The sequence below is a fragment of the Candidatus Pelagibacter communis genome, assembly GCF_001179845.1.
In the GTDB taxonomy this organism is placed as follows: Bacteria; Pseudomonadota; Alphaproteobacteria; order Pelagibacterales; family Pelagibacteraceae; genus Pelagibacter; species Pelagibacter ubique_Q.
This window is the reverse complement of sequence record NZ_CVSB01000037.1, coordinates 24,590-46,347: the sequence shown is the minus strand read 5'-3', so window position 1 is coordinate 46,347 and position 21,758 is coordinate 24,590. Positions and strand designations below refer to the sequence as shown.

19 protein-coding genes, 2 tRNA genes and 1 other RNA gene are annotated in these 21,758 nt (G+C 27.1%); 19 read left to right on the top strand and 3 right to left on the bottom strand.

Annotated features, from left to right (window positions below; all coding sequences use genetic code 11):
• Nucleotides 1–81 precede the first annotated feature (81 nt).
• The 8 genes from AMN81_RS03680 (at nt 82) to AMN81_RS03645 (ending at nt 6,444) form a co-directional block, all read left to right on the top strand.
• Complete coding sequence (locus AMN81_RS03680; protein WP_072090765.1) at nt 82–543, top strand: GatB/YqeY domain-containing protein; 462 nt, start codon at nt 82–84, stop codon at nt 541–543.
• On the top strand, nt 543–2,318 hold the full coding sequence (dnaG, locus tag AMN81_RS03675; protein ID WP_072090764.1) for a DNA primase: 1,776 nt from the start codon (nt 543–545) through the stop codon (nt 2,316–2,318). The genes AMN81_RS03680 and dnaG overlap by 1 nt, the downstream gene beginning before the upstream one ends.
• Nucleotides 2,319–2,385: 67 nt before the next feature.
• Nucleotides 2,386–4,212 carry an RNA polymerase sigma factor RpoD gene (gene rpoD / locus AMN81_RS03670; RefSeq protein WP_072090763.1) on the top strand — a complete coding sequence of 609 codons (1,827 nt, stop codon included), beginning with the start codon at nt 2,386–2,388 and terminating at the stop codon, nt 4,210–4,212.
• 81 nt (nt 4,213–4,293) lie between these two features.
• A complete protein-coding gene (locus AMN81_RS03665) occupies nt 4,294–5,493 on the top strand; it encodes an O-antigen ligase family protein (RefSeq protein WP_023854872.1) in 1,200 nt (399 codons plus the stop codon).
• 19 nt (nt 5,494–5,512) lie between these two features.
• Nucleotides 5,513–5,587, top strand: a tRNA-Val gene (locus AMN81_RS03660).
• 55 nt (nt 5,588–5,642) lie between these two features.
• Nucleotides 5,643–5,719, top strand: a tRNA-Ile gene (locus tag AMN81_RS03655).
• A 149-nt stretch (nt 5,720–5,868) separates the two neighbouring features.
• Nucleotides 5,869–6,228, top strand: coding sequence for a hypothetical protein (locus AMN81_RS03650; RefSeq protein WP_072090762.1), 360 nt, complete (start codon nt 5,869–5,871; stop codon nt 6,226–6,228).
• Nucleotides 6,229–6,444: a hypothetical protein gene (locus AMN81_RS03645; RefSeq protein ID WP_072090761.1), complete on the top strand. Its 216-nt coding sequence runs from the start codon at nt 6,229–6,231 to the stop codon at nt 6,442–6,444.
• Nucleotide 6,445: 1 nt separating this feature from the next.
• On the opposite strand, the gene AMN81_RS03640 is transcribed toward AMN81_RS03645, so the two are convergent.
• From AMN81_RS03640 to AMN81_RS03625, 3 genes are all read right to left on the bottom strand, one after another.
• The gene (locus AMN81_RS03640; RefSeq protein WP_072090760.1) at nt 6,446–7,027 is read right to left on the bottom strand and encodes a hypothetical protein; all 582 of its coding nucleotides are present in this window, start codon (nt 7,025–7,027) and stop codon (nt 6,446–6,448) included.
• Between the two features lie 606 nt (nt 7,028–7,633).
• On the bottom strand, nt 7,634–8,227 hold the full coding sequence (locus tag AMN81_RS03630; protein ID WP_072090758.1) for an MlaC/ttg2D family ABC transporter substrate-binding protein: 594 nt from the start codon (nt 8,225–8,227) through the stop codon (nt 7,634–7,636).
• 12 nt (nt 8,228–8,239) lie between these two features.
• On the bottom strand, nt 8,240–9,031 hold the full coding sequence (locus AMN81_RS03625) for an MlaA family lipoprotein (RefSeq protein ID WP_072090757.1): 792 nt from the start codon (nt 9,029–9,031) through the stop codon (nt 8,240–8,242).
• A gap of 101 nt (nt 9,032–9,132) precedes the next feature.
• Between AMN81_RS03625 and AMN81_RS03620 the strand changes: the two genes are divergently transcribed.
• From AMN81_RS03620 to AMN81_RS03570, 11 genes are all read left to right on the top strand, one after another.
• Nucleotides 9,133–9,876: an N-acetylmuramoyl-L-alanine amidase gene (locus AMN81_RS03620; protein WP_072090756.1), complete on the top strand. Its 744-nt coding sequence runs from the start codon at nt 9,133–9,135 to the stop codon at nt 9,874–9,876.
• 40 nt (nt 9,877–9,916) lie between these two features.
• Nucleotides 9,917–10,273: RNase P RNA component class A (gene rnpB / locus AMN81_RS03615), an RNA gene on the top strand.
• A gap of 177 nt (nt 10,274–10,450) precedes the next feature.
• The gene (mraZ, locus tag AMN81_RS03610; RefSeq protein WP_072090755.1) at nt 10,451–10,909 is read left to right on the top strand and encodes a division/cell wall cluster transcriptional repressor MraZ; all 459 of its coding nucleotides are present in this window, start codon (nt 10,451–10,453) and stop codon (nt 10,907–10,909) included.
• 10 nt (nt 10,910–10,919) lie between these two features.
• Nucleotides 10,920–12,401 carry a cell division protein FtsZ gene (gene ftsZ, locus AMN81_RS03605; protein ID WP_072090754.1) on the top strand — a complete coding sequence of 494 codons (1,482 nt, stop codon included), beginning with the start codon at nt 10,920–10,922 and terminating at the stop codon, nt 12,399–12,401.
• Nucleotides 12,402–12,419: 18 nt separating this feature from the next.
• Nucleotides 12,420–13,430 carry a 16S rRNA (cytosine(1402)-N(4))-methyltransferase RsmH gene (rsmH, locus tag AMN81_RS03600; protein ID WP_072090753.1) on the top strand — a complete coding sequence of 337 codons (1,011 nt, stop codon included), beginning with the start codon at nt 12,420–12,422 and terminating at the stop codon, nt 13,428–13,430.
• A complete protein-coding gene (locus AMN81_RS03595; protein ID WP_072090752.1) occupies nt 13,427–13,732 on the top strand; it encodes a cell division protein FtsL in 306 nt (101 codons plus the stop codon). Before rsmH ends, AMN81_RS03595 begins: the two co-directional genes overlap by 4 nt.
• On the top strand, nt 13,732–15,420 hold the full coding sequence (locus AMN81_RS03590; RefSeq protein WP_072090751.1) for a peptidoglycan D,D-transpeptidase FtsI family protein: 1,689 nt from the start codon (nt 13,732–13,734) through the stop codon (nt 15,418–15,420). The genes AMN81_RS03595 and AMN81_RS03590 overlap by 1 nt, the downstream gene beginning before the upstream one ends.
• 2 nt (nt 15,421–15,422) lie before the next feature.
• Complete coding sequence (locus AMN81_RS03585; RefSeq protein WP_072090750.1) at nt 15,423–18,266, top strand: UDP-N-acetylmuramoyl-L-alanyl-D-glutamate--2,6-diaminopimelate ligase; 2,844 nt, start codon at nt 15,423–15,425, stop codon at nt 18,264–18,266.
• Nucleotides 18,267–19,352, top strand: coding sequence for a phospho-N-acetylmuramoyl-pentapeptide-transferase (gene mraY / locus AMN81_RS03580; RefSeq protein WP_072090749.1), 1,086 nt, complete (start codon nt 18,267–18,269; stop codon nt 19,350–19,352).
• Nucleotides 19,352–20,650 carry a UDP-N-acetylmuramoyl-L-alanine--D-glutamate ligase gene (murD, locus tag AMN81_RS03575; RefSeq protein WP_072090748.1) on the top strand — a complete coding sequence of 433 codons (1,299 nt, stop codon included), beginning with the start codon at nt 19,352–19,354 and terminating at the stop codon, nt 20,648–20,650. The genes mraY and murD overlap by 1 nt, the downstream gene beginning before the upstream one ends.
• Nucleotides 20,637–21,758: an FtsW/RodA/SpoVE family cell cycle protein gene (locus AMN81_RS03570; RefSeq protein ID WP_072090747.1), complete on the top strand. Its 1,122-nt coding sequence runs from the start codon at nt 20,637–20,639 to the stop codon at nt 21,756–21,758. The genes murD and AMN81_RS03570 overlap by 14 nt, the downstream gene beginning before the upstream one ends.

Sequence of the window (21,758 nt, the reverse complement as noted above, 5' to 3'; positions counted from 1 at the left end):
CGCAACAGAGATGTAATATAAAATTGTAAAAAAACAATTTTTCTTTTGAAGAATTTTTTCTTTAAAGTAGATTAAAAAATTATGTCATCAAAACAGACTATCGAAAACGAATATAAAAATGCTTTAAAATCTAAAGATAAAAATAAAATATCAACCTATAGGTTAATATTATCTTCGATTAAGGATTTGGATATTGTTAACAGATCAGGCCCTAACAAAAAAGAAACTGATGATGATGACATTAAGAAACTTTTAAAAAAAATGGTTAAACAACGAGCCGAATCAATCGATATTTATAAAAAAAATAATAGATTAGATCTTTTAGAGGTTGAGCAAAATGAGTATGATATTTTAACAAGTCTCCTACCAAAGCAGCTTAGTGAAGAAGAAACTAAGAAAATTTGCACGGATGTTATTTCGAAAATTGGAGCAAATTCATTAAAAGATATGGGAAAAGTTATGGGTGAACTTAAAAAAGCTCATGCAGACGAAATTGATTTTTCAAAAGCAGGATCCTTGATCAAAGAATTATTGAACAAATAATGAAATACCCAAAAGAGTATCTCGATGAAATTAAAAACAGGTTGAAAGTTTCAACAATAGTATCAAAAACCGTTTCCTTAAAAAAAAGAGGTAAAGAGTTTGTTGGTCTATCACCATTTAAAAATGAAAAAACACCTTCGTTTACTGTGAATGACGAAAAAGGATTTTATCATTGTTTTGCAACTTCAGAGCACGGCAATATTTTTGATTTTGTTATGAAAACTCAAAATTTAAAATTTGGTGAAGCTGTTAAACATTTAGCTCAACTAGCAGGTTTACAGCCATATATGTTTTCTAAACAAGATGAAGAAAGAGAAAAAAAGTGGAATGAGTATAAATCTATTTTTAGTCATTATGTTGAATTTTATCATAATGAACTTTTAAAAAATGAAAATTATTCTATTGCTAGAGATTATTTAAAAAATAGATCATTAGGTAAAGATGAGGTTAAAAAGTTTAAGATAGGATTCATAGAAAAAAATCCAAATTTTTTTGAAAAATTAAAAAAAGATTATAGTGAACAAACTTTAGTAGAAACTGGTTTATTCTATTTAGATGAGAAAAAAAAAATTTATTTAGAAAGGTTTAGAGGTCGATTAATATTTCCAATCAATAATATTTCAGGTCAACCAATTGCTTTAGGAGGGAGAATTATAGAAAATTTAGATTACTTAGCAAAATATATAAATTCACCTGAGACAAATTTTTTTAAAAAAGGATCAAATTTATATAATTTAGATTTAGCAAGAAAACTTTCAAATAAAATTGATCATATTTATCTAGTTGAAGGATACATGGATGTAGTAGGTTTGAGCAAAAATGGAATCGACAATGTAGTAGCAAATCTCGGTACTTCATTAACTGATAAGCAAATTTTAACTTTAAATCAGTTTTTTGATGATATTATAATTTGTTTTGATGGAGATGAAAGTGGTTATAAAGCTGCTCTAAGAGCTGCTGAAAATTCAATAAAAGAATTAAGACCCGAAAAACAAATATCTTTTTTGTTTTTACCTGACAAAGAAGACCCTGATAGTTATGTAAATAAAAATGGTAAAGACTATTTTATTGATTTTACAAAACAAACCAAGTTATCTATTCATCAATTTATTTTTAGTCATTATAAAAAACAAACTAAAAATAATCCATCTTCAATGGCAATTTTTGAAAAAAAATTAAGACTTATAGCCAATACTATTAAAGATGATTTTATTAAAAAGTATGTTCTTGAGTATTTTTTAGAAAAAATAGCTGAGTTAACACCTCATTCCAATAAAAATAATAAAAGATTGTATTCAAAGAAAACTAAATCTTTAGAAAGCACAAAAAAATATTTTAAGGAAAGCCAATTTATAACAGGTGTTGAGTTGAAAGAATTTTCATTAATATATTTACTTTTAAATAATTTATCTTTTTTTCAGGCTAATATTCACTTAGTTGAAAATATTAAATTATTCTCAGAAATAAATAAGCAAATTTTTAATTCTATTTTAGGCAAATTAAAATCAGGTGAGCAAATGAGTATTGAAGGATTGAAACTGGATAAACAATTATTGGATAAAATAAATAAATTTGCACCAATTAAGCATATTCTCAAAAACAATGCTGATAATGACAATCAAGTAATAGAGTTGTTAGATGATATCTCAAAAGATTTATTTAATTATGATCTAGAGTTCAGAATTCAAGAATTAGAATCGAGGTTTTCAGAAGATATGAGCGAAACTACATTTAATGAGCTAAAACTCCTTAAAAATGAGAGAAAAATTAACTAATCAGAATAAATTAGCAATGGATTTTTGCTGATTTGACATTATATAGGTCTTTCAAACTTAAATTGCTGTGGAAAGAATAATTACAAAATCATTCGCCAGATTAATGGGTCGTGGAGTCCATAGAGGATTTATTACGTATGATGAGTTAAGCAAGTCTCTTGGAAAAAGAAATCTATCTGATGAAAATTTATCTCAAGCATTTATTCATATTTTGGATGAAGGTGTAACTTTAGTAGAAAAAAAATCTGACTTTAAAGTTTTAAGAAAAAAAGAGGGGTCGTCTAAAGAAGAAGGCAAGACTATAGAGAAAAGTGATGATCCAATTAGAATGTATTTACGTGAAATGGGCGGTGTTGAGTTACTTTCAAGAGAGGGTGAAATTGCAATTGCAAAAAGAATTGAAGCTGGAAAAGATGTAATGTTGATAGCATTATCACAAAGTCCAATTACAGCTCAACAGTTTTATGAATGGAACGATCAATTACAAAAAGATGAAATACTAGTTAGAGAAATTATTGATATTGATACTAACTATATGGAGGATGAGACCACAGGTCCTAGTGCAAAACAAAAAAATGCAGGTGAAACAGAAAAAGAAGAAGGATCTAATGATGGAGATGATGATGACTTTAATCCAACACTTGCAGCAATGGAAAGTGAAATTAAACCAAAAGTTTTAAAAACAGTTGTTACGTTAACTAAGGAATATGGGAAATTAATAAAATATCAAAAAGAAAAACTTGATTGTGTCTTAAATTCACAAAAACTTTCTACAGCAAAAGAAAAAGGATATCAAAAGATTGTAGATAATATTTTAGAAAATATAAAATCTCTTCAATTATCTCCATCTGTTTTAGAGGAGCTTGTTCAAAAACATTATGTTGAAAATAAAAAAATTATATCTTTAGAGGGTAACCTTTTAAGATTAGCTATGGATCACAAGATAGCTCGAAATGAATTTATTAAGTTTTATGTTGGTAATGAAATTAACCCTAACTTTAAAAAATTTTTAGATACTAACTTAATTTGGAAACAATTTTTTTCAAAAAATAAAGATGAATTTAAAAACATAAGAGAAAGATTAATTGAAATTAGTCATAAATTAGGAATTTCTGTAACTGATTTTAAAAAATTAGTTAGCAGAATTCAAAAGGGAGAAAAAGAGTCTAGAATTGCTAAAAAAGAAATGGTTGAAGCTAACTTAAGATTAGTAATTTCTATAGCCAAGAAATATACAAACAGAGGTCTTCAATTTTTAGATTTAATTCAAGAAGGAAATATAGGTCTGATGAAAGCTGTAGATAAATTTGAGTACAGAAGAGGTTATAAATTTTCTACTTATGCCACTTGGTGGATTAGACAAGCTATTACAAGATCAATAGCTGACCAGGCAAGAACTATTAGAATTCCTGTTCATATGATTGAGACAATCAATAAAATTGTAAGAACTCAACGACTAATCTTAAGTGAGTTTGGAAGAGAAGCAACACCTGAAGAGTTAGCCCAAAAACTTCGAATGCCTTTAGACAAAGTTAGAAAAGTGTTGAAAATTTCAAAAGAGCCGGTGTCACTAGAAAAACCAGTTGGCGATGAAGAGGATAGCAGTTTAGGAGATTTTATTGAAGATACAAAAGCTTTGGCTCCGTTAGAACAAGCAATTAAATCTAACCTAGGTGAAGCAACAACTAAAATTTTATCAACCTTAACTCCAAGAGAAGAAAGAGTTTTGAGAATGAGGTTTGGCGTAGGCATGAATACAGACCATACGTTAGAAGAAGTAGGTCTTCAGTTTTCAGTGACTAGAGAGAGAATAAGACAAATAGAGGCAAAAGCACTTAGAAAATTAAAACACCCCAGTAGATCAAAACAACTAAAAAGTTTTCTTGAAAGTTAAAAATCAATTAGCTTCAATGGTTTTGATAATAAAATTACAAAATTTTTTTTAAAAAATAGTATGATTTAATTTTATTAAATTATGAATTTAAATAAAACTTTAAATAATTATTTTTTAATCTTATTTTCTGTAATACCTATAACAATAATTGTTGGTTCAGCAATTTCATTAGTCAATATTATACTAATTGATTTGTCATTTATTTTTTTGATGATTTATAAAAAAAATTTTAAATTTCTAAAAAATAAAACAATAATTTATTTCTTGATTTTATACATTTACCTTATTTTTAATTCTTTTATCTCTATAGATTATTCAGAGGGCGTTTTGAGAAATTTAGGATTTTTAAGAATTATAATTTTATTTGCTGCTATTAATTATTTTTTTCAAGATGAAACTTTTCTTAAAAAAGTGTTTAAATATTGGTTAATAGTTATTTCTATAGTTTTGATCGATGTATTAATTGAGAGTTTTACAGGAAAAAATATTTTAGGTTTTGGTGAGCTTTATGGGAAAAGAATAGTTAGCTTTTTTAAAGACGAACCTATAGTTGGGGGATATTTAAACGGATTTTATTTAATTATTATAGGTTTTTTGCTTAACGAATTAAAAGATAACAAAAATTATTTAACTATTTTGTTTTCAATAATTTTTATTATTTCAATATTATTAACTGGAGAAAGATCTAATACTATTAGAGCCATTCTAGGCATTAGTATTTTTTTTCTGCTTTATAAAAATTTGGATATAAAAAAAAAATTAACTATATATTTATCAATGATAGTTTTAATTCTAATTTTAGTATTTAAATTTTCATATTTAAATTATAGATATTTTGATCAAACTAGTTATAAGAAAATAGAACAATATCTTTATCTTTACAAATCTGGATTTGAAGTTTTTAAAAATAATAAATTATTTGGAGTTGGAAATAAAAATTATAGAATAGCAACTTGCAATGAAACCAAAAAAAATAATAAATATATCTGCACAACACACCCACACCAAATTTATTTTGAATTTTTATCTGAGCACGGCATAATTGGTACTCTGATTATTTTATCAATTTTTTATAAATTGATTTTTTCAAAGATTTTAAACACTATTCGAGATAATAACTATATCAAAATAGGATCGTTAATTTATTTGATATTTGTTTTTATGCCTTTTATCCCAAGTGGTGCTTTTTTTAGCGACTATGTATTAATTTTTTTTACAATAAATTTAGCAATTTTTTATGCATCTGATAATCAATTAAATATATTTAGAAAAATTGAATAAGAAATGTAACTTGATTTTAGGGCCGTTAGCTCAATAGTAGAGTACTGCATTGACATTGCAGGGGTAGTTGGAGCGTAACCAACACGGCCCACCATATATTTTCTTTAATTGATATATATTTAGATATGATGTAACTAATTATAAATTTTGGGCCTGTAGCTCAGTTGGTTAGAGCAGTACACTCATAATGTATTGGTCCCAGGTTCGAGTCCTGGCGGGCCCACCAAATTTCAATAAATTAAAGATAAATAACTTTAAATTTTTATTAAATAATAAAAAAAAGCTCAAAATTAATTATTCAGAGAGTCCTGGGAGAGTCAAACATTTTTTAGGAATGTACTAGTCAGTTTAGTTTACGTTTGCTAATCTTGAACAGTGAATAATTCTATAACTATTGATCAAGGTGAACAAAAAATAGAAGGAGGCAAAACAGTCATTAAACGACTTTTTACCTTAAGCGAGGAAGGTGACTACGAAACTGGTATTATAAAGTATCATCAACTCTTTTATGATATTGATAAATCTATCTCAGTTCTTGGTGAGGAAGAAAATGAAAAATGGATAATTATAAATAAAAGAGATTTGAAAGACCTTCCCGCTAGTGATTTTCTTGCTTATTTTCATGTACTTTTAAAAGATTTTCAAAGAAAAGAACTTGATTTACTTAAAGAACTTAAGGCGCATTTAAATAAAATAAATGTAAAATTTGAAGAAGGCGATTGGCAAAGTTTTTAGATGAGTAAAAAAGGATCTTATTTAGGTGGTCATACACTTTTAACAATTAAAAAAAAGAATAAATCAAAAGTTTCAACAGGATCAATATTGAAATTAAAGAATACTTGGCCCTACAAAACAATTAAACCAGATGGAAGGAGTTTACCTTTAAGCAAAGGAGAAAAACTATTATTAGAAAGAAGAAAACATAAAAATAAGAATGATTTAAAGTCTTGATTTAAGTTCTTCGAATTTCATCTGGTCCTAGACACATACTTTGCGCTTTTTCTATATTCTCTAAAAGACGATCTAATTTCCAATTATTACGTAAAATATCAAAGTGATCCTCAGGATCATAATGAGGTTGTTTAACCAATTGAATGCTAAACATTTTTTCAAATGTATACATTGAATTTAATGCACCTATGAACTCTTTAATTTCATGAAATCCTGGTGTTTGCATCATGACAATAGTCATAAACCCAAAAGGGTGAACATAAACTACTCTAGCACCTCTTATTGTGTCCCAATCATTAATACGTATTGGTAATTTTTTATCTTGGAGTTCTTTAATCTCATCCCTTTTTAAACTAGTAGAAAAGGAAAACATCATCGCAACCTTAGAGCAATCCTCTTTTTTTATAAAAAACCTAAGTTTATCTCCGTGAATAACTTCACCTGATACTGCAGCAACAACAAAGGTACCAAAGTCATTCACATACCATTCATTTTCCTCTTCTGCTTGTGCTTGAGCTTGATATGCAAATACAAGAAAAAAAAGAGATAGATGTAATAAAATAATAAGTAAAACTCTTTTCATGATTTGAGCTCCACTTTGTATCCATTTTTTTTAAATATTTTTATGATTTTATCCCACACTAAACTGTTGTGTTCACCTGGTAATATTTCAAATTTGAAAGTTTGTTTATAAACGGGGTCGCAGTTATCATACGCTACGTAAGCACTCACATGACAGTACTTACAGACACGGCCTATTTCCATATATTGGAACTCCTATTGTTGATTGATTTTTTGAGGGTTAAAAGTTTGTAATTGGTAATGGTCTCAATCCTTTTCGTTTGGTTCGAATTACGCAACAAGGGAGATAATAAAAAAAGCGGAATACGATAGAAAAGGATTGAAATCCAATGCATTATAAAAGTAAATCATTGGCGTATGTTCAAAGTTTGCTTCAAACTTGTTTTATTTATGAATTTTAAAAATAATTTTTATTAATTCGTACACTCAATTTTAATCAAAAATTATTCCTTATAGTGACGATAAGGTGTACCAAAAATTCTAAAGTTAAAATTATTAAACTATTACTAGGTTAATTTCGTTTCGTTATGGACGCTCATAATGTATTGGTCCCAGATTCGAGTCCTGGCGGGCCCACCATATACGGAAAAATAATTAATTAACAAACTTAATTTTTAGAAAAATCTTCTAAAATTTTAAAAAGGACTTTAAGGTCACCGTCGTTTGAATTTAATATAGAGGCAAATTCCTCTTTTTGTGTTCTTGCTAAACTAAGCCCTTCAATAATTAAATCTCTAATCAAGGGACTTTCTGGATTTTTAGTATAAACTCTCCAATCAATTTTTATTTCTGGTCTTTTATCAGTGGCAATTAAAATACTGTTAACTATAGTGTAATTATTATTTAAAGTTTGTTTATTTTTTACTTCAATTTCTGGATTTGTATATTCAGCCAATCTACTTGAAAAACTTTTTAGAAAATAACTTTCAAATAGATCGATGTAAGTATTTATTTGTTCATTATTAAGATCATTTCTTATAGTACCTAAAGAGTAAAAGCCAACACCTTTGATATCTACTGTTTCTTTTGCGATAATTTTAAGTTGATTTATTTTTTCTTCTTTAGAAATATTTTCAGATAAAATTTGTGAGGCTCTATTGACTGTAGATTGAATAAACACATCTGGTGAAATAGAGTATGCAAAGTTTAAATTTGTCTGTGAAATTACAAAAAATATAAATAAAGTAAATATTCTCCCCATCTTATTATTTATCTAATTAGAATCTATTTCTTCCCATTCTTGATCCTCTTTGTAAATAACCTCTATACTGCCTCTTTGAGTATTTTTAATTTTGTTTTCTCTATCTTGGGTATATAAACTTTTAACTGAAGCATAGAAATCTACAGAATTTTTTTCTAGATTATCAAACGACTCAAGATTTGATGCTCTAAACTCTACTGCAGATAATGCTTTTGTTGCTGCATAGAATTTTCCATCTAAATATTCATTATTACCATTTACTGAAATATTATAATATGGATCACCACCCATAACATTAATAAACATCCCTGCAGTATCTCTTATGTTTGATGGACCTAAAACAGGTAAAACTAAATAGCAGCCTGATCCTACCCCCCATGTTCCAAGAGTTTGTCCGTAATCCTCTTTAATATATCCTGGAAAACCCATGTCTGTGGCAACATCAAATACTCCTAGTATTCCAATTGTTGAATTCACAACTAGCCTTCCGGTATTAATTGCAGCTAATTTTAGATCACCTTGTAGAACATTGTTTGGGATGGTAATTAAAGTTGAGAGATTATTTAAAGCATTTCCTGTTGCTTTTTTAATAGGTGCTGGCAAGGCCCTATATCCTTTAGCAACTGGTTTAAAAATAACTTTGTCTAAACCTTGGTTAAGAGCAAAAGTTGCTCTGTTAAGAGGTTCAAAGCAATCTTTGATAGTTTTATCTTTTTTTGATAACTCTATTTCGCCATCTGATCCAGCTACAGCACTAGTAGCAATAAAAAAAGACAAAAAAGTTATTTTTAAAAACTTTATCATTTAATAAGAATTATATATTGAATATCTATCTAAAGTAAATCAAGATTTGGTGCTAAAAATGACTTAAATATGGCCTAAAATAATTTAATAATACAACTGAGATGAGATTAAAAATTTTTTCTAATTATTCACCAAATTTTAATTCAATTAAAAGAAAAACAACTCAAATAAAATTTTTAATTTTTCATTATACAGGAATGAAAAAAGAATCAAATGCTATAAAAAAATTGACTAGTTTAGGATCTGATGTTAGTTGCCATTATTTTATAAAAAAAAATGGTGAAACACTACTATTGGTACCTGATTTGTACATTGCATGGCACGCTGGTAAGTCTAGATGGAAACATTATAAATCCTTAAATATAAATTCTATTGGCTTAGAAATAAGTAATCCTGGACATGATTATAAATATAAAAAGTTTTCTAAAAAACAAGTTCAATCAATCATAAAATTAAGTAAAATATTAATTAAAAAATATAATATTAATTCTAAAAATATTTTAGGACACTCAGATATCTCACCAGAAAGAAAAAAGGATCCAGGAGAAAAATTTCCATGGAAAGAACTTGCTAAGAAAGGTGTAGGTTTATGGCACTCAATTTCTATTCGAAAATGTAAAAAAAATAGAAAAATTCAATTAGACAAAATTAGTGTTAGACTATTTTATGATAATTTATCTAAAATTGGATATACGATAAAAAAAACCATCAACTTAAAAAATAGAAAATTTAATAATAATGTTGTTAAAGCTTTTCAAAGAAGATTTAGACAAGAATTAGTCAATGGTAAGCTTGATAAAGAATGTTTAATTATCAGCAACAATTTAGTTAAAAAATTTAATTAAATTTCTTGAAGTTTTAAAAATTAGTATTAAATTGAAACTGCCAGATAAATGACTTATCGCTTTAATTAAATTTAAAGAGGAAAGTCCGGGCTCTACAAGGACACAGTGCCAGGTAATACCTGGCAGGGGAGACCCTAGGGACAGTGCCACAGAAAATAAACCGCCATAACATGGCAAGGGTGAAAAGGTGTGGTAAGAGCACACCGGTTCTATTGGTAACAATGAACGCTGGAAAACCCCACTGGGAGCAAGACTAAGTAGAGATGACATTGTTGAGAAACTAAAAGCCGTCCTTGGCTAGTCATCAGGGTTAGTTGCTTGAGCTTAAGAGTGATCTTAAGCCTAGACAAATGATAGGTTTAAATGACAGAACCCGGCTTATAGTTTATCTGGCATATCTAATCAAAAAATCACTTTAAGTTTCTTAGTTTGTTCTCATTTTATAAGTACATGTGACTATTTTCTATTACTAAAACAATAATATTACTAAAATAATAGGTATTGACGTCTAGTTGTAAAACCCATAATATCCCATAAATTCCCATTTATGTGGGAATAACGGAAATTATGTTTTATGTTTTTATCAACATACGAAAACAAATTAGACAAAAAAGGGAGAGTATCTGTGCCTGCTAGTTTTAGGTCACATTTATCCAACTTAGGTTACAATGGTGTTATTTGTTATCCATCATTTAATAACTCTTCAATAGAAGCATGTTCTCAAGATAGAATTGAAAAAATTTCTTCAGCAATTGACTCTTTAAATCCTTTTGAGGAAAAAAGAGACTACTTTGCAACATCAATATTAGCAGAAAGTATAAATTTACAATTCGACAGCGAGGGCAGAATTTTACTTTCATCAAAATTATTAAAACATGCAAAAATAAAAAATAGCATGTTGTTTGTTGGTCAAGGCCAAACATTTCAAATATGGGAACCAACAGCATTTGAAAAATTTAAGATAACAGCGAGAAAAAAAGCAAATATTAATCGTAGTAATCTTAAATGGGAGCTTCAACATAACAAACAATAGGGGATAAAAGATGACAATTAACTTTAAAGCACCAGAGATAAAAGAGCTACAGCCACGACTACTAGTTTTAGGAGTTGGTGGAGCTGGAGGAAATGCAATTAACGAAATGATAGAAAACAATCTACAAGGAGTAGAATTTATTGCAGTAAATACTGATGCTCAAGATTTGAAGCTTAGTAAAGCAAAAACAAGAATTCAAATTGGTTTAAATTTAACAAAAGGTTTGGGAGCAGGTGCAAAACTTGACATAGGACAAGCTGCAGCTGACGAATCTTTAAATGAAATTGTAAATACACTTCAAGGTGCAAACATGGTTTTTATTGCAGCTGGTATGGGTGGTGGAACAGGCACTGGTGCTGCTCATGTCATCGCAAGAGCTGCTAAAGAATTAAATATCTTAACTGTAGGTGTTGTGACTCTTCCATTTTTATATGAAGGCCCCTCTAGAATGAGAAGAGCACAACAAGGTTTGGAAGAATTAAGAAAACATGTTGATACAATAATTGTTATACCTAACCAAAACCTATTTAAAATAGCTAACGAACAGACTACTTTTGAAGAATCCTTTAACCTTTCAAATAATGTTTTGATGCATGGTGTTCAAAGTATAACCGATTTGATGGTTAGACCTGGTTTAATTAACCTAGATTTTGCTGACGTTGAAACTGTAATGGCAGCGATGGGTAAGGCTATGATGGGAACAGGTGAAGCTGAAGGAGAAGGTAGAGCTCTTAAAGCAGCAGAGATGGCAATCAGCAACCCATTAATAGATGACTATACATTAAAGGGTGCAAAAGGTTTATTAGTAAATATTACTGGTGGTAAAGATCTTAAACTTTTTGAAGTTGATGAGGCTGTAAATAAAGTTAGAGCTGAAGTTGATCCTGAAGCAGAATTAATTATTGGTGCAATTACTGACACAGAACTTGATGGAAAAATGAGAGTTTCAATTGTTGCAACTTCATTAGATGGTCAGCAACCAGAGTCAAAATCTGTTGTAAACATGGTTCATCGAATTCAAAACCGTAACCCTGGTTACTCCGATTTTTCAAATTTAGGATCCTCTCAATCTTTTAATTTTTCAAATACTAATACGTCAAATCCAATTACACACGGAGCTAATGCTTTAAAGCTTGAAAATGAGATTATCCAAGAACAACAAACTGAGAGTTCTCATAATCAGATGATGAGTGAAGAAGTTGCCCAAAAAACTAACATGGAAAGCGAGAGTATAGTTCTGGATAGTTCAGTTAATGAAATGGAGAAATCTTTTGCTCAAGAAGCTATGGAAACTACCAATGAGGATCATCAAGATATTAACAACAAAGAAGAAACCTCGAATGATTTAAAAGAATTTGGAGTTGACTCAGATGCACCAGATTTATTTAGTTCAGAATCTGATAATTCAAGCCCTGAAGATTTATTGACTTCAGATGAAGAGGAAGAAGATGATCTTGAGATACCAGCTTTCTTAAGAAGACAAAAAAATTAATGGTCTTCCAAGAGATAAATGGACGCCACCATAGTACCGAAAATGCAAAAACATTATCCGGTACTGCTAGAAGAAATTATTAGCGTTATTTCCCCTCAACATGGTGGCACATTTATCGATTGTACTTTCGGTCAAGGTGGTTATTCAAAAAAAATTTTAGAATTTAAAAATACAAAAGTAATAGCTATTGATAGAGACATAGAAAGTGAAAAAATTGCTAATCAATTAAAAGAAAGCTTTGAAGATAGATTTATTTTTAAAAATATAAAATTTAGTCAGTTAAGTAATTTAAAGCTCAAAAACGAAAACATAAGAGGAATAATTTTTGATCTTGGTTATTCTTATACTCAAATTAAAGACCCACAAAAAGGACTATCATTTGAAGCAGATTGCAAATTAAATATGCAGCTAGGTTTAAATAATTATTCAGCAGAAGACTCAATTAATAAACTTGATGAAAAAGAATTAGAAAAGATTTTTAAATTTTTTGGAGATGAAAAAGAAGCAAAATACATTGCACGAAATATAATAAAAGAGAGATTAAAAAATAAAATTGACACAAAAATTTTAGTTGAAATTATTGATAAATCAAAAAAAAGAAAAAACTTTAAAGTTCATAATGCAACCAAGGTTTTTCAGGCACTTAGAATATTTGTAAATAAAGAAATAACCGAATTAATTTATGGACTTATTAATGCGACTAAAGTTTTAAAAAAAGGAGGTGTTTTAGGTGTGGTTACATTTCATTCTTTAGAGGATAAAATAGTAAAATATTTCTTTAAAAGTCTTTCCGAAAATAAAAGTATTTCACGATATAGCCCTATTGTAAAACAAGCAGAAACATTATTTAATTTAATTCAAAAAAAACCAATAACTCCTTCAGTTGAAGAGGTAAATGAAAATCCACCTTCTAGATCTGCTAAATTTAGATATGTAATAAAAAAGGATGATTTTTACAATTTCGATACTGATATAGAAGAGCAATTCAGAAATTATATTGAAATTGAAAATTTCGGAGACAAACTGTGAAAAAGTTTGCTTTAGCAGTAGTGATTTTTTTTTTAGTTCTATCAACTGCAATAATAAAAAATACCACCAAACAGATTGAAGATGAAATATTTACGGCAAGAGAGAATATTAGAGTTTTAAAATCTGAATTTGAAAATGTATTCTTGGAGTATAATTATTTAAGTTCTGCAGAAAGATTACTTGAATATCAATCTCAGTATTTTGAGAATGATTTAATTCAAAAGAATATAAACGACATAAAAATATACAATATTTCAGATGATAAAAATAAAATCCAAAGTTTTAAAATTATTAAAGAGTAATGGCAGATAAATCAAAATTAACCATAGAAGACTACAAAAGTGATTTTATATTTAAGAAAAAAGAAAGTGGATTAAATATTCGATTTAATCGTGTAGCTTTTATTTTCTTTGTTTTTTTTATTATCTATTTGATTTATTCAATACACCTAGTTCATTTAGGTTCAAGAAAGAGTAAATTTGAAAAAACAAATAATATTCCTACATTTAAAAATCATCTTTATCGTGCAGACATCATGGATGTTAATGGAAATTATTTAGCAAAGACAGTTAAATCGATTGATATTGGTTTAAGAACCTCAGATATAATCAATGAAAAAAAATTACTTCTAAGTTTAAATATTATTTTTCCTGATAAAAATTTTGATCAAATTAAAAAAAAAATAAAAACTAAGAAATTTTTTTATTTAGAGAAGAAAATTTCAGAGGAAAATTATGAAAAAATTATGAAACTAGGGGATAAATCTTTAGTCCCAGAAGAAAGAGTTTTAAGAATGTATCCACAAAAAAATCTTTTTAGTCATGTTTTGGGTCAGATAGATGATGACAATAACGGTATTTCTGGATTGGAAAAATCATTGAATGAGGAACTTAGACAATCAAAAAAACCCATTAAACTTACTCTAGATAAGGATGTTCAGTTTTTAGTAAGAAAAGAATTAATTAAATATCAGGAAATTTTTAAAAGCAAAGGTAGTGCAGCTATTTTAATGGATGTTAATAATGGCAATATTTTATCATTAGTTTCTTTGCCAGATTTTAATCCAAATGAAAGACAAAATATTACAGATGTAAAATATATTAACAGGGTAACTAAAGGAACATATGAACTCGGCTCTGTATTTAAAGCATTTACTTTTGCTGGCGCCTTAAATGAAAAGCTAATTAAACCTGAGACTGAATTTTTAGATTTACCCAAATCAATTAAATGTGACAAATACAGAATAGGAGAGTACGACAATGAAATACCATCCAATTTAACTGCAGAGCAAATTTTAGTTAGATCTGGAAATATAGGATCTGTCAAAATTGCACAAAAAATTGGCCCAGAAAAATTTAAATTATTTTTAGAAAAAGTTGGCGTGTTAAGTGATATAGTTTTTGATTTAGAAGAAGTTGCTCCACAAAAAAATTATGATTTTGGAAAATGCAGATTGGCTACAGCTTCTTTTGGACATGGAATAGCAACTACAATTCTTCAATTAGCAAAAGGTTATTCTGTTTTATCAAATGGTGGATATGAAATTAAGCCAACATTAATTTATAAAGAAAATAATTTTAATAAAAAAAATAAAAGAATATTAAACAGAGGTATTTCAGAACAAGTTGTTAGCGCTTTAAGAAAAATTGTAAATACTGAGGAAGGGACAGCTAAATTTGCAGATGTTCAAAATTATGAAATTGGTGGAAAAACAGGAACTGCTGATCAACCTGAGGGAGGAGCATATTCTGAGGCAAAAATAAATACTTTTGCCTCGATTTTTCCTACATCAAATCCACAATTTGTTTTTGTTGTAATGCTAGATACTCCAAAAAAATCTAAAGATTATTATTATAAATATAGACATCGAAAAGGAGGGTGGAAGGGTACACTTTATAATACTGCTGGCTGGACCTCAGTAGAGGTAGCTGGAAAAGTTATAGATAAAATTGGGCCTATTTTAGCCACAAAATATATAGAGGTTAATTAATTATGCTTCTAGGAAACTACTTTAATAACATAGATAAAAATTATAAAAATTTTTCTTTTTCAGGAATTTCGTTTGATACGAATAATATCAAAAAAGATAATATTTTTTTTGCGATTAAAGGAAATAGTATTGATGGTAACAAATTTATACCTAAAGCAATTAAAAAAGGATCTAAAATTATTGTAACTGAAAAGAAAGCAAATCCATTTCAAAATGGAATTTTATATATTTATACAAATAATGTAAGAAAATTATTAGCTGAAACTGCTTTTAAAATTTATAATAAAAAACCAAAAAATTTAATTGCAGTTACTGGTACAAACGGAAAATCATCAGTTGCAGATTTTTATTATCAAATATTAAAATTAAATAATAAAAAAGTTGCTTCAATTGGCACATTAGGTGTTAAATCAAAAAGTATTAATTTGAATTTATCTAATACCACAATAGATCCAATCAAATTGGCTAAAATATTAAGCAAGTTAAAAAATCAAAAAATAGAAAATGTAATTATGGAAGCCTCAAGCCATGGTTTAAAGCAAAATAGATTAGATGGTTTGAAGTTTAATTCAGGTATTTTTACTAATCTATCGCAGGATCATCTTGATTATCATAAAAATTTAAAAAACTATTTAAATGCAAAACTTTATTTATTTGAAAAACTAATCTTAAAAAGAGGAATTGTAATTACAGATCAATTAATACCTGAGTTCAAAAACATAAAAAAAATTGCAATTAATAACAAATTAAAATTACATACACTTAATGATGAAAAAAATAACCTAGAGCTCTTATCTCATAATTTTAAAGGAGAGGGTCAATTTCTTAGAATTAGATTTAATAGCTTAATTAGGGATATAAATTTAAATTTAATTGGAAAAATACAATTAAAAAATGTTTTGATGGCAATAATTGCTGCAAAATATAGCGGTATTAGTTTAGATAAAGTTTTAAATACAATTCCAAAATTAAAACCAGTTGAGGGAAGGTTTGAAAAAATTGGTAAAATTAAAAATCAATCTAAAGTAATTCTTGATTATGCTCATACGCCTGATGCTTTAAAAACGTGTCTTTTAAGTCTTAGAGAACAATTTCCTAATAAAAAAATCACAGTTCTATTTGGTTGTGGGGGAAATAGAGATCAAAACAAAAGATCAAAAATGGGTAAAATAGCTAGTGATTTTGCAGATAGTATCATTCTTACAAATGATAATCCTAGATTTGAAAATCCTCAAAAAATAAGAAGAGATATAAAAAAAGGAATTAAAAAAAAGAAAATTATTGAAATATCCAATAGAGAAATAGCAATTACTCAAGCCATTCATAATTTGAACTCAGGGGATATCTTGTTAATTGCTGGAAAAGGTCATGAGAAAACGCAAGATATTGGAATTAAGAAAATTTTCTTTTCAGATAGAAAGGTAATTCTAAATGCTATTAAGCATAAAAATAATTATTTATCAGATAATTTAAAATTAAATGTGGTTAAAGAGGCAGCCAAAATTGAAAAATTGTCTGCTTCCATATCTTTAAAAACAGCAAGAATTAATTCTAAAGAAGTTACTAAAAATGATATTTTTTTTGCTATTAAGGGAAAAAAAAATGACGGTAATAAATTTGTTTCACAATCATTTAAAAAAAAAGCATCATTAGCTATAGTGAATAAAATTCAAAAAAAATTTAATCTAAATCGACAAATTAAAGTAAAAAATACTCTGAATTTCTTAACTGGTATTTCAAAAAATTTTAGAAAAAGTATTGATACAAATATTATAGCTATCACAGGCAGCTGTGGTAAAACCACACTTAAAGAATTGTTGGGTAATGTATTAAGTAAAATTTCAAAAGTAAGTATTTCTCCAAAATCATATAACAATAAATTTGGGGTTCCTCTAAGTCTTTTTAATTTAAAACAAAATGATGAATTTGGAATTTTAGAAATTGGAATGGATAAAAAAGGAGAAATTGACTATTTATCTAAAATTATAAAACCAGATGTTGGTGTGATAACAAACATAAATTATGCACATGCTAAAAATTTTAAAAATATTAAACAAATTGCTTTGGCAAAATCTGAAATTATAAAAAATATAAAACCCAATGGTTATATTGTATTAAATGCAGATGACAGCTTTTTTCAATTACATAAAAAAATTGCCATTGAAAATAAAATTAAAGTAGTTTCTTTTGGTATTAAAAGTCAGAAATCAGAAATTAAATTAATTAATATACAGCCTTTTGGAAAAAATTTTAGAATTAATATTCGATTAAATAATAAAAAAAAATATTTTACTTTATCAAACAATTTTCAAAATAACATATACAATACACTTGCTGCTTTAGCAGTTATTAGTATTTATAAAAATATAATTAAATTAAATAAAAATATTTTTCTCAATTTCAAAATTCCTGCAGGAAGAGGGGATCATTCAGTAATAAAAATTGATAATAAAAAAATTAATTTAATTGATCAAAGTTATAATTCAAATCCTCTATCATTAAAATCAGCAATAAAAAATTTTGATAAAGTAAACTCAAAAAAATCAAATAAATATTTACTAATTGGTGACATGTTAGAGCTGGGTAGTCATTCTAAAAAACTTCATAAATCTATTTCTCCAATAATAAATCAGACCAAGATAGACAAGGTATTTGCCAAAGGAAAAATGGCATCTATAATATTTGCAGGTATCTCAAAAGCCAAAAAGGGCAGGATTTTATCAAACAAATCTCAAATTATTGAATTGATTAGAAAAGATTTAAATAATAATGATTATTTAATGATAAAGGCCTCACTTGCGACAGGATTCAACGAAATAGTAAAAGATCTGAAAGGGTTGCATTAAATGCTTTATCAATTTTTATTAAATTTTGTTGATACTTTTAGTTTTTTAAATGTATTTAAATATTTAACTTTTAGAACTGGTTTATCTTTTTTTACTTCATTAGTGATTGTGCTGATCATTGGAGGACCGTTTATTAAATTCTTTTCAAGACAAAGAATTTTAAATCCCATACGGGATGATGGACCAGAGGATCATATAGTTAAAAAAATTGGTACGCCAACAATGGGAGGTGTTATAATCTTATTTGGTCTATTAGTCTCAGTGATATTTTGGGCAGATCTTTCTAATGTAAATATTTTATTTTGTATATACATTGCAATATCCTTTGGTTTGTTAGGAGCATATGACGATTATAAAAAAATTAAATACAGCAACTCATCAGGAATTTCTTCAAAGTTTAAAATAACTTCACAAATAATATTATCAATTATTGGTGTAAGTTTTTTTGTTTATTTAAATGATTATCAAGATTTAAATAATTTATATTTTCCATTCTTTAAAAATTTAATCTTAAACCTTGGATGGTTTTTTATACCATTTGCAATATTCGTAATTATTGGTTCATCAAATGCGGTTAACCTTACCGATGGATTAGATGGTCTAGCAACAGTGCCTGTAATATTAGTTGCAGCATGTTTTGCTTTTATAAGTTATGTTACTGGGAACATCGTATTTTCAAATTATTTACAAATTCCCTACATAGAAGGAACCGGTGAAGTATCAATTTTTTGTGGCGCAATTATCGGCTCTTGTTTAGGTTTCTTATGGTTTAATGCTCCACCTGCTAAAATTTTTATGGGTGACACAGGCTCATTATCTCTTGGAGGATCTTTAGGTGCAGTAGGAATTATTACAAAGCATGAAATTGTTTTAGCTATTACTGGTGGACTTTTTGTACTAGAGGCAGTTTCAGTAATGGTTCAGGTAATTTCATTTAAACTTACTGGAAAAAGAATTTTTAGAATGGCGCCTATTCATCATCATTTTGAGAAAAAAGGATGGCCAGAGTCTACAGTTGTAATTAGGTTTTGGATCATCTCTATCATCCTGGCAATGATTGGTTTAGCTACCTTAAAATTAAGATAATGAAAATATTTAATAATATTTTTTTCAGAAAAAAAATATTAATTTATGGTTTAGGAAAGAGCGGCATTTCATCTTATAAGTTTTTAAAAAACAAGTCTGATGTATATTTGTTTGATGACAATCAAAAAATTAAATTAAAACTTAGAAAAAAAATAATTAAATTAAAGCAAATTCAAAAAATAAATTTTGATAGAATTATTGTTAGTCCTGGAATTGATATTTCAAATTGTAAATTATCGAATTTTTTAAAGAAAAATTTTAAAAAAATTCATACGGATCTTGATGTTTTGTTTTCATTTTATAACAATGAAAGTATTACGATTACTGGAACAAACGGCAAATCTACAACTGCTAAAATTTTACATGATGCTTTAATCGATCAAAAAAGAGACTCAAGACTTATTGGTAATATTGGTAATCCAGCATTATCAGAAAAAAATATTACAAAAAAAACAATCTTTGTAATAGAGGCTTCTTCTTACCAGCTAGATTACAGTAGCGTATTTAGATCAAAATATGCTGCTATTTTAAACATAACCGCAGACCACATTGAGAGACATAAAAGTTTAAAAAATTATGTAAATGCAAAATTTAAATTATTAAAATCTCAAATAAGAGGATCTCTTGCATACGTGAAAAAAGAGGATGCACTAATAACTAAAAAATTAAATAAAAATAAATATAGTTCAAAAATTTACAGAGTACAGACTTCAAATATAGATAAAAAGTTTAATAAAATTACTAATAAATATTTTTTATCTGATGGTAATAAAGAAAATTTATCATTTATATTAAAAATTGCTCCAAGATTAAAACTTAATTACAAAAAATTAATTCAAACAATTAATAAGTTTAAAGGTCTAGATTTCAGACAACAAATTATATTTGATAAAAAAAATCTCACAATAATTAACGACTCTAAATCTACAAGCTTTGCTTCCTCGGAAAATATATTAAAAAATTTAAATGATGTATATTGGATCTTAGGAGGAATTCCAAAAAAAGGAGATAAATTTAAACTATCAAAAATAAAGTGTAAAAATATCAAAGCTTATATTTTTGGATCACATCATAGAAAATTTATAAAAATTTTAAAAAATAGATTAAAAATTAAAAATTTTAAAAATTTACAAGAAACTCTTAAAGTTATTTTTTCAGAAATTAATATTCAACAATCTAAAAAAAATATTATTTTTTTCAGTCCAGCTGGAGCTTCATTTGATAGTTTCAAAAATTTTGAAGATAGAGGGTATTATTTTAATCAGATAATTAAAAAATATATAAATGCAAAACGATAGTATTGTTTACAAATTTTATTATCAGTGGTGGAAAAACATAGATAAATCTATTTTTTTACTAATAAGTTTATTATTTATTATTGGATTATTTTTTTCTTTAGTTTCAACTTCTCTAATAGCCTCTGATAAGTTAGATACCAATAGTTATTTTTTCTTTTTTAAACATTTGATTTATGTGTTAATTGGAATATCTCTTATTTTTATTTTTTCCTTATTAAATTCAGGTCAATTATATAAATACTCTATTATTCTTTTTTTTATTTCACTTATTTCTCTATTTTTAGTTCCACTCATTGGTGTTGAAGTTAAAGGTTCTAAAAGATGGATAGACTTATTTTTTTTACCAAGATTTCAGCCCATAGAAGTTCTAAAACCATTTTTGATAATAATTTTAGCAACTATTCTATGTGATATTAAATCAAATATTTTATTTAAGTATTTGATATCTTTTTTTTTGATATCTGTCATTTCTTTACTATTAATCGCTCAACCAGATATCGGCCAAACTTTATTAGTGGTATTTTGTTGGGCAGTTCTAATCTTCACATCAGGAATTAATATATATATTCTTTTAGCAATATTTATTGCTGGAGCGTCTTTGCTTACTTATCTTATTATTTATGTTCCAAGGTTTGATTATATCCAGGGACGTATTTTTTCATTTTTTAATAGAGAAATAGGTACTCATAACTTCCAATCTGATAAAGCAATAGAGTCAATTACAAGTGGGGGCTTTTTTGGAAAAGGTATAGGTGAAGGAGTTCTTAAAAATAGAGTTCCCGAAGCACATACTGACTACATTATTTCAGTAATTTCTGAAGAGTTTGGTGTTGTTGCCATAATGTTAATATTATTATTGTTTTTGATCTTAATTTATATGGTTTTTAAAAAAATAAGTTTTGAGACAAATGATAAAGTTAAACTTATTTTAATAGGATCAATTAGTTTAATATTAATGCAGGCCACAATTCATGTTGGGGTTAATATAAGATTATTTCCAACTACTGGAATGACATTACCTTTTTTAAGTTATGGTGGTTCATCGATTATAAGCACATCAGTATTAGGTGGGATAATTTTAAATTTAACAAAAAGAAAAATAACTTAA

Excerpts from the sequence above, each read along its gene's own strand:
- AMN81_RS03680 (WP_072090765.1), top strand. The coding sequence starts at position 82 with ATGTCATCAAAACAGACTATCGAAAACGAATATAAAAATGCTTTAAAA.
- dnaG (WP_072090764.1), top strand. The coding sequence starts at position 543 with ATGAAATACCCAAAAGAGTATCTCGATGAAATTAAAAACAGGTTGAAA.
- AMN81_RS03665 (WP_023854872.1), top strand. The coding sequence starts at position 4,294 with ATGAATTTAAATAAAACTTTAAATAATTATTTTTTAATCTTATTTTCT.
- AMN81_RS03645 (WP_072090761.1), top strand. The coding sequence starts at position 6,229 with ATGAGTAAAAAAGGATCTTATTTAGGTGGTCATACACTTTTAACAATT.
- AMN81_RS03640 (WP_072090760.1), bottom strand. The coding sequence starts at position 7,027 with ATGAAAAGAGTTTTACTTATTATTTTATTACATCTATCTCTTTTTTTT.
- AMN81_RS03630 (WP_072090758.1), bottom strand. The coding sequence starts at position 8,227 with ATGGGGAGAATATTTACTTTATTTATATTTTTTGTAATTTCACAGACA.
- AMN81_RS03625 (WP_072090757.1), bottom strand. The coding sequence starts at position 9,031 with ATGATAAAGTTTTTAAAAATAACTTTTTTGTCTTTTTTTATTGCTACT.
- AMN81_RS03620 (WP_072090756.1), top strand. The coding sequence starts at position 9,133 with ATGAGATTAAAAATTTTTTCTAATTATTCACCAAATTTTAATTCAATT.
- mraZ (WP_072090755.1), top strand. The coding sequence starts at position 10,451 with ATGTTTTTATCAACATACGAAAACAAATTAGACAAAAAAGGGAGAGTA.
- ftsZ (WP_072090754.1), top strand. The coding sequence starts at position 10,920 with ATGACAATTAACTTTAAAGCACCAGAGATAAAAGAGCTACAGCCACGA.
- rsmH (WP_072090753.1), top strand. The coding sequence starts at position 12,420 with ATGGACGCCACCATAGTACCGAAAATGCAAAAACATTATCCGGTACTG.
- AMN81_RS03590 (WP_072090751.1), top strand. The coding sequence starts at position 13,732 with ATGGCAGATAAATCAAAATTAACCATAGAAGACTACAAAAGTGATTTT.
- AMN81_RS03585 (WP_072090750.1), top strand. The coding sequence starts at position 15,423 with ATGCTTCTAGGAAACTACTTTAATAACATAGATAAAAATTATAAAAAT.
- mraY (WP_072090749.1), top strand. The coding sequence starts at position 18,267 with ATGCTTTATCAATTTTTATTAAATTTTGTTGATACTTTTAGTTTTTTA.
- murD (WP_072090748.1), top strand. The coding sequence starts at position 19,352 with ATGAAAATATTTAATAATATTTTTTTCAGAAAAAAAATATTAATTTAT.
- AMN81_RS03570 (WP_072090747.1), top strand. The coding sequence starts at position 20,637 with ATGCAAAACGATAGTATTGTTTACAAATTTTATTATCAGTGGTGGAAA.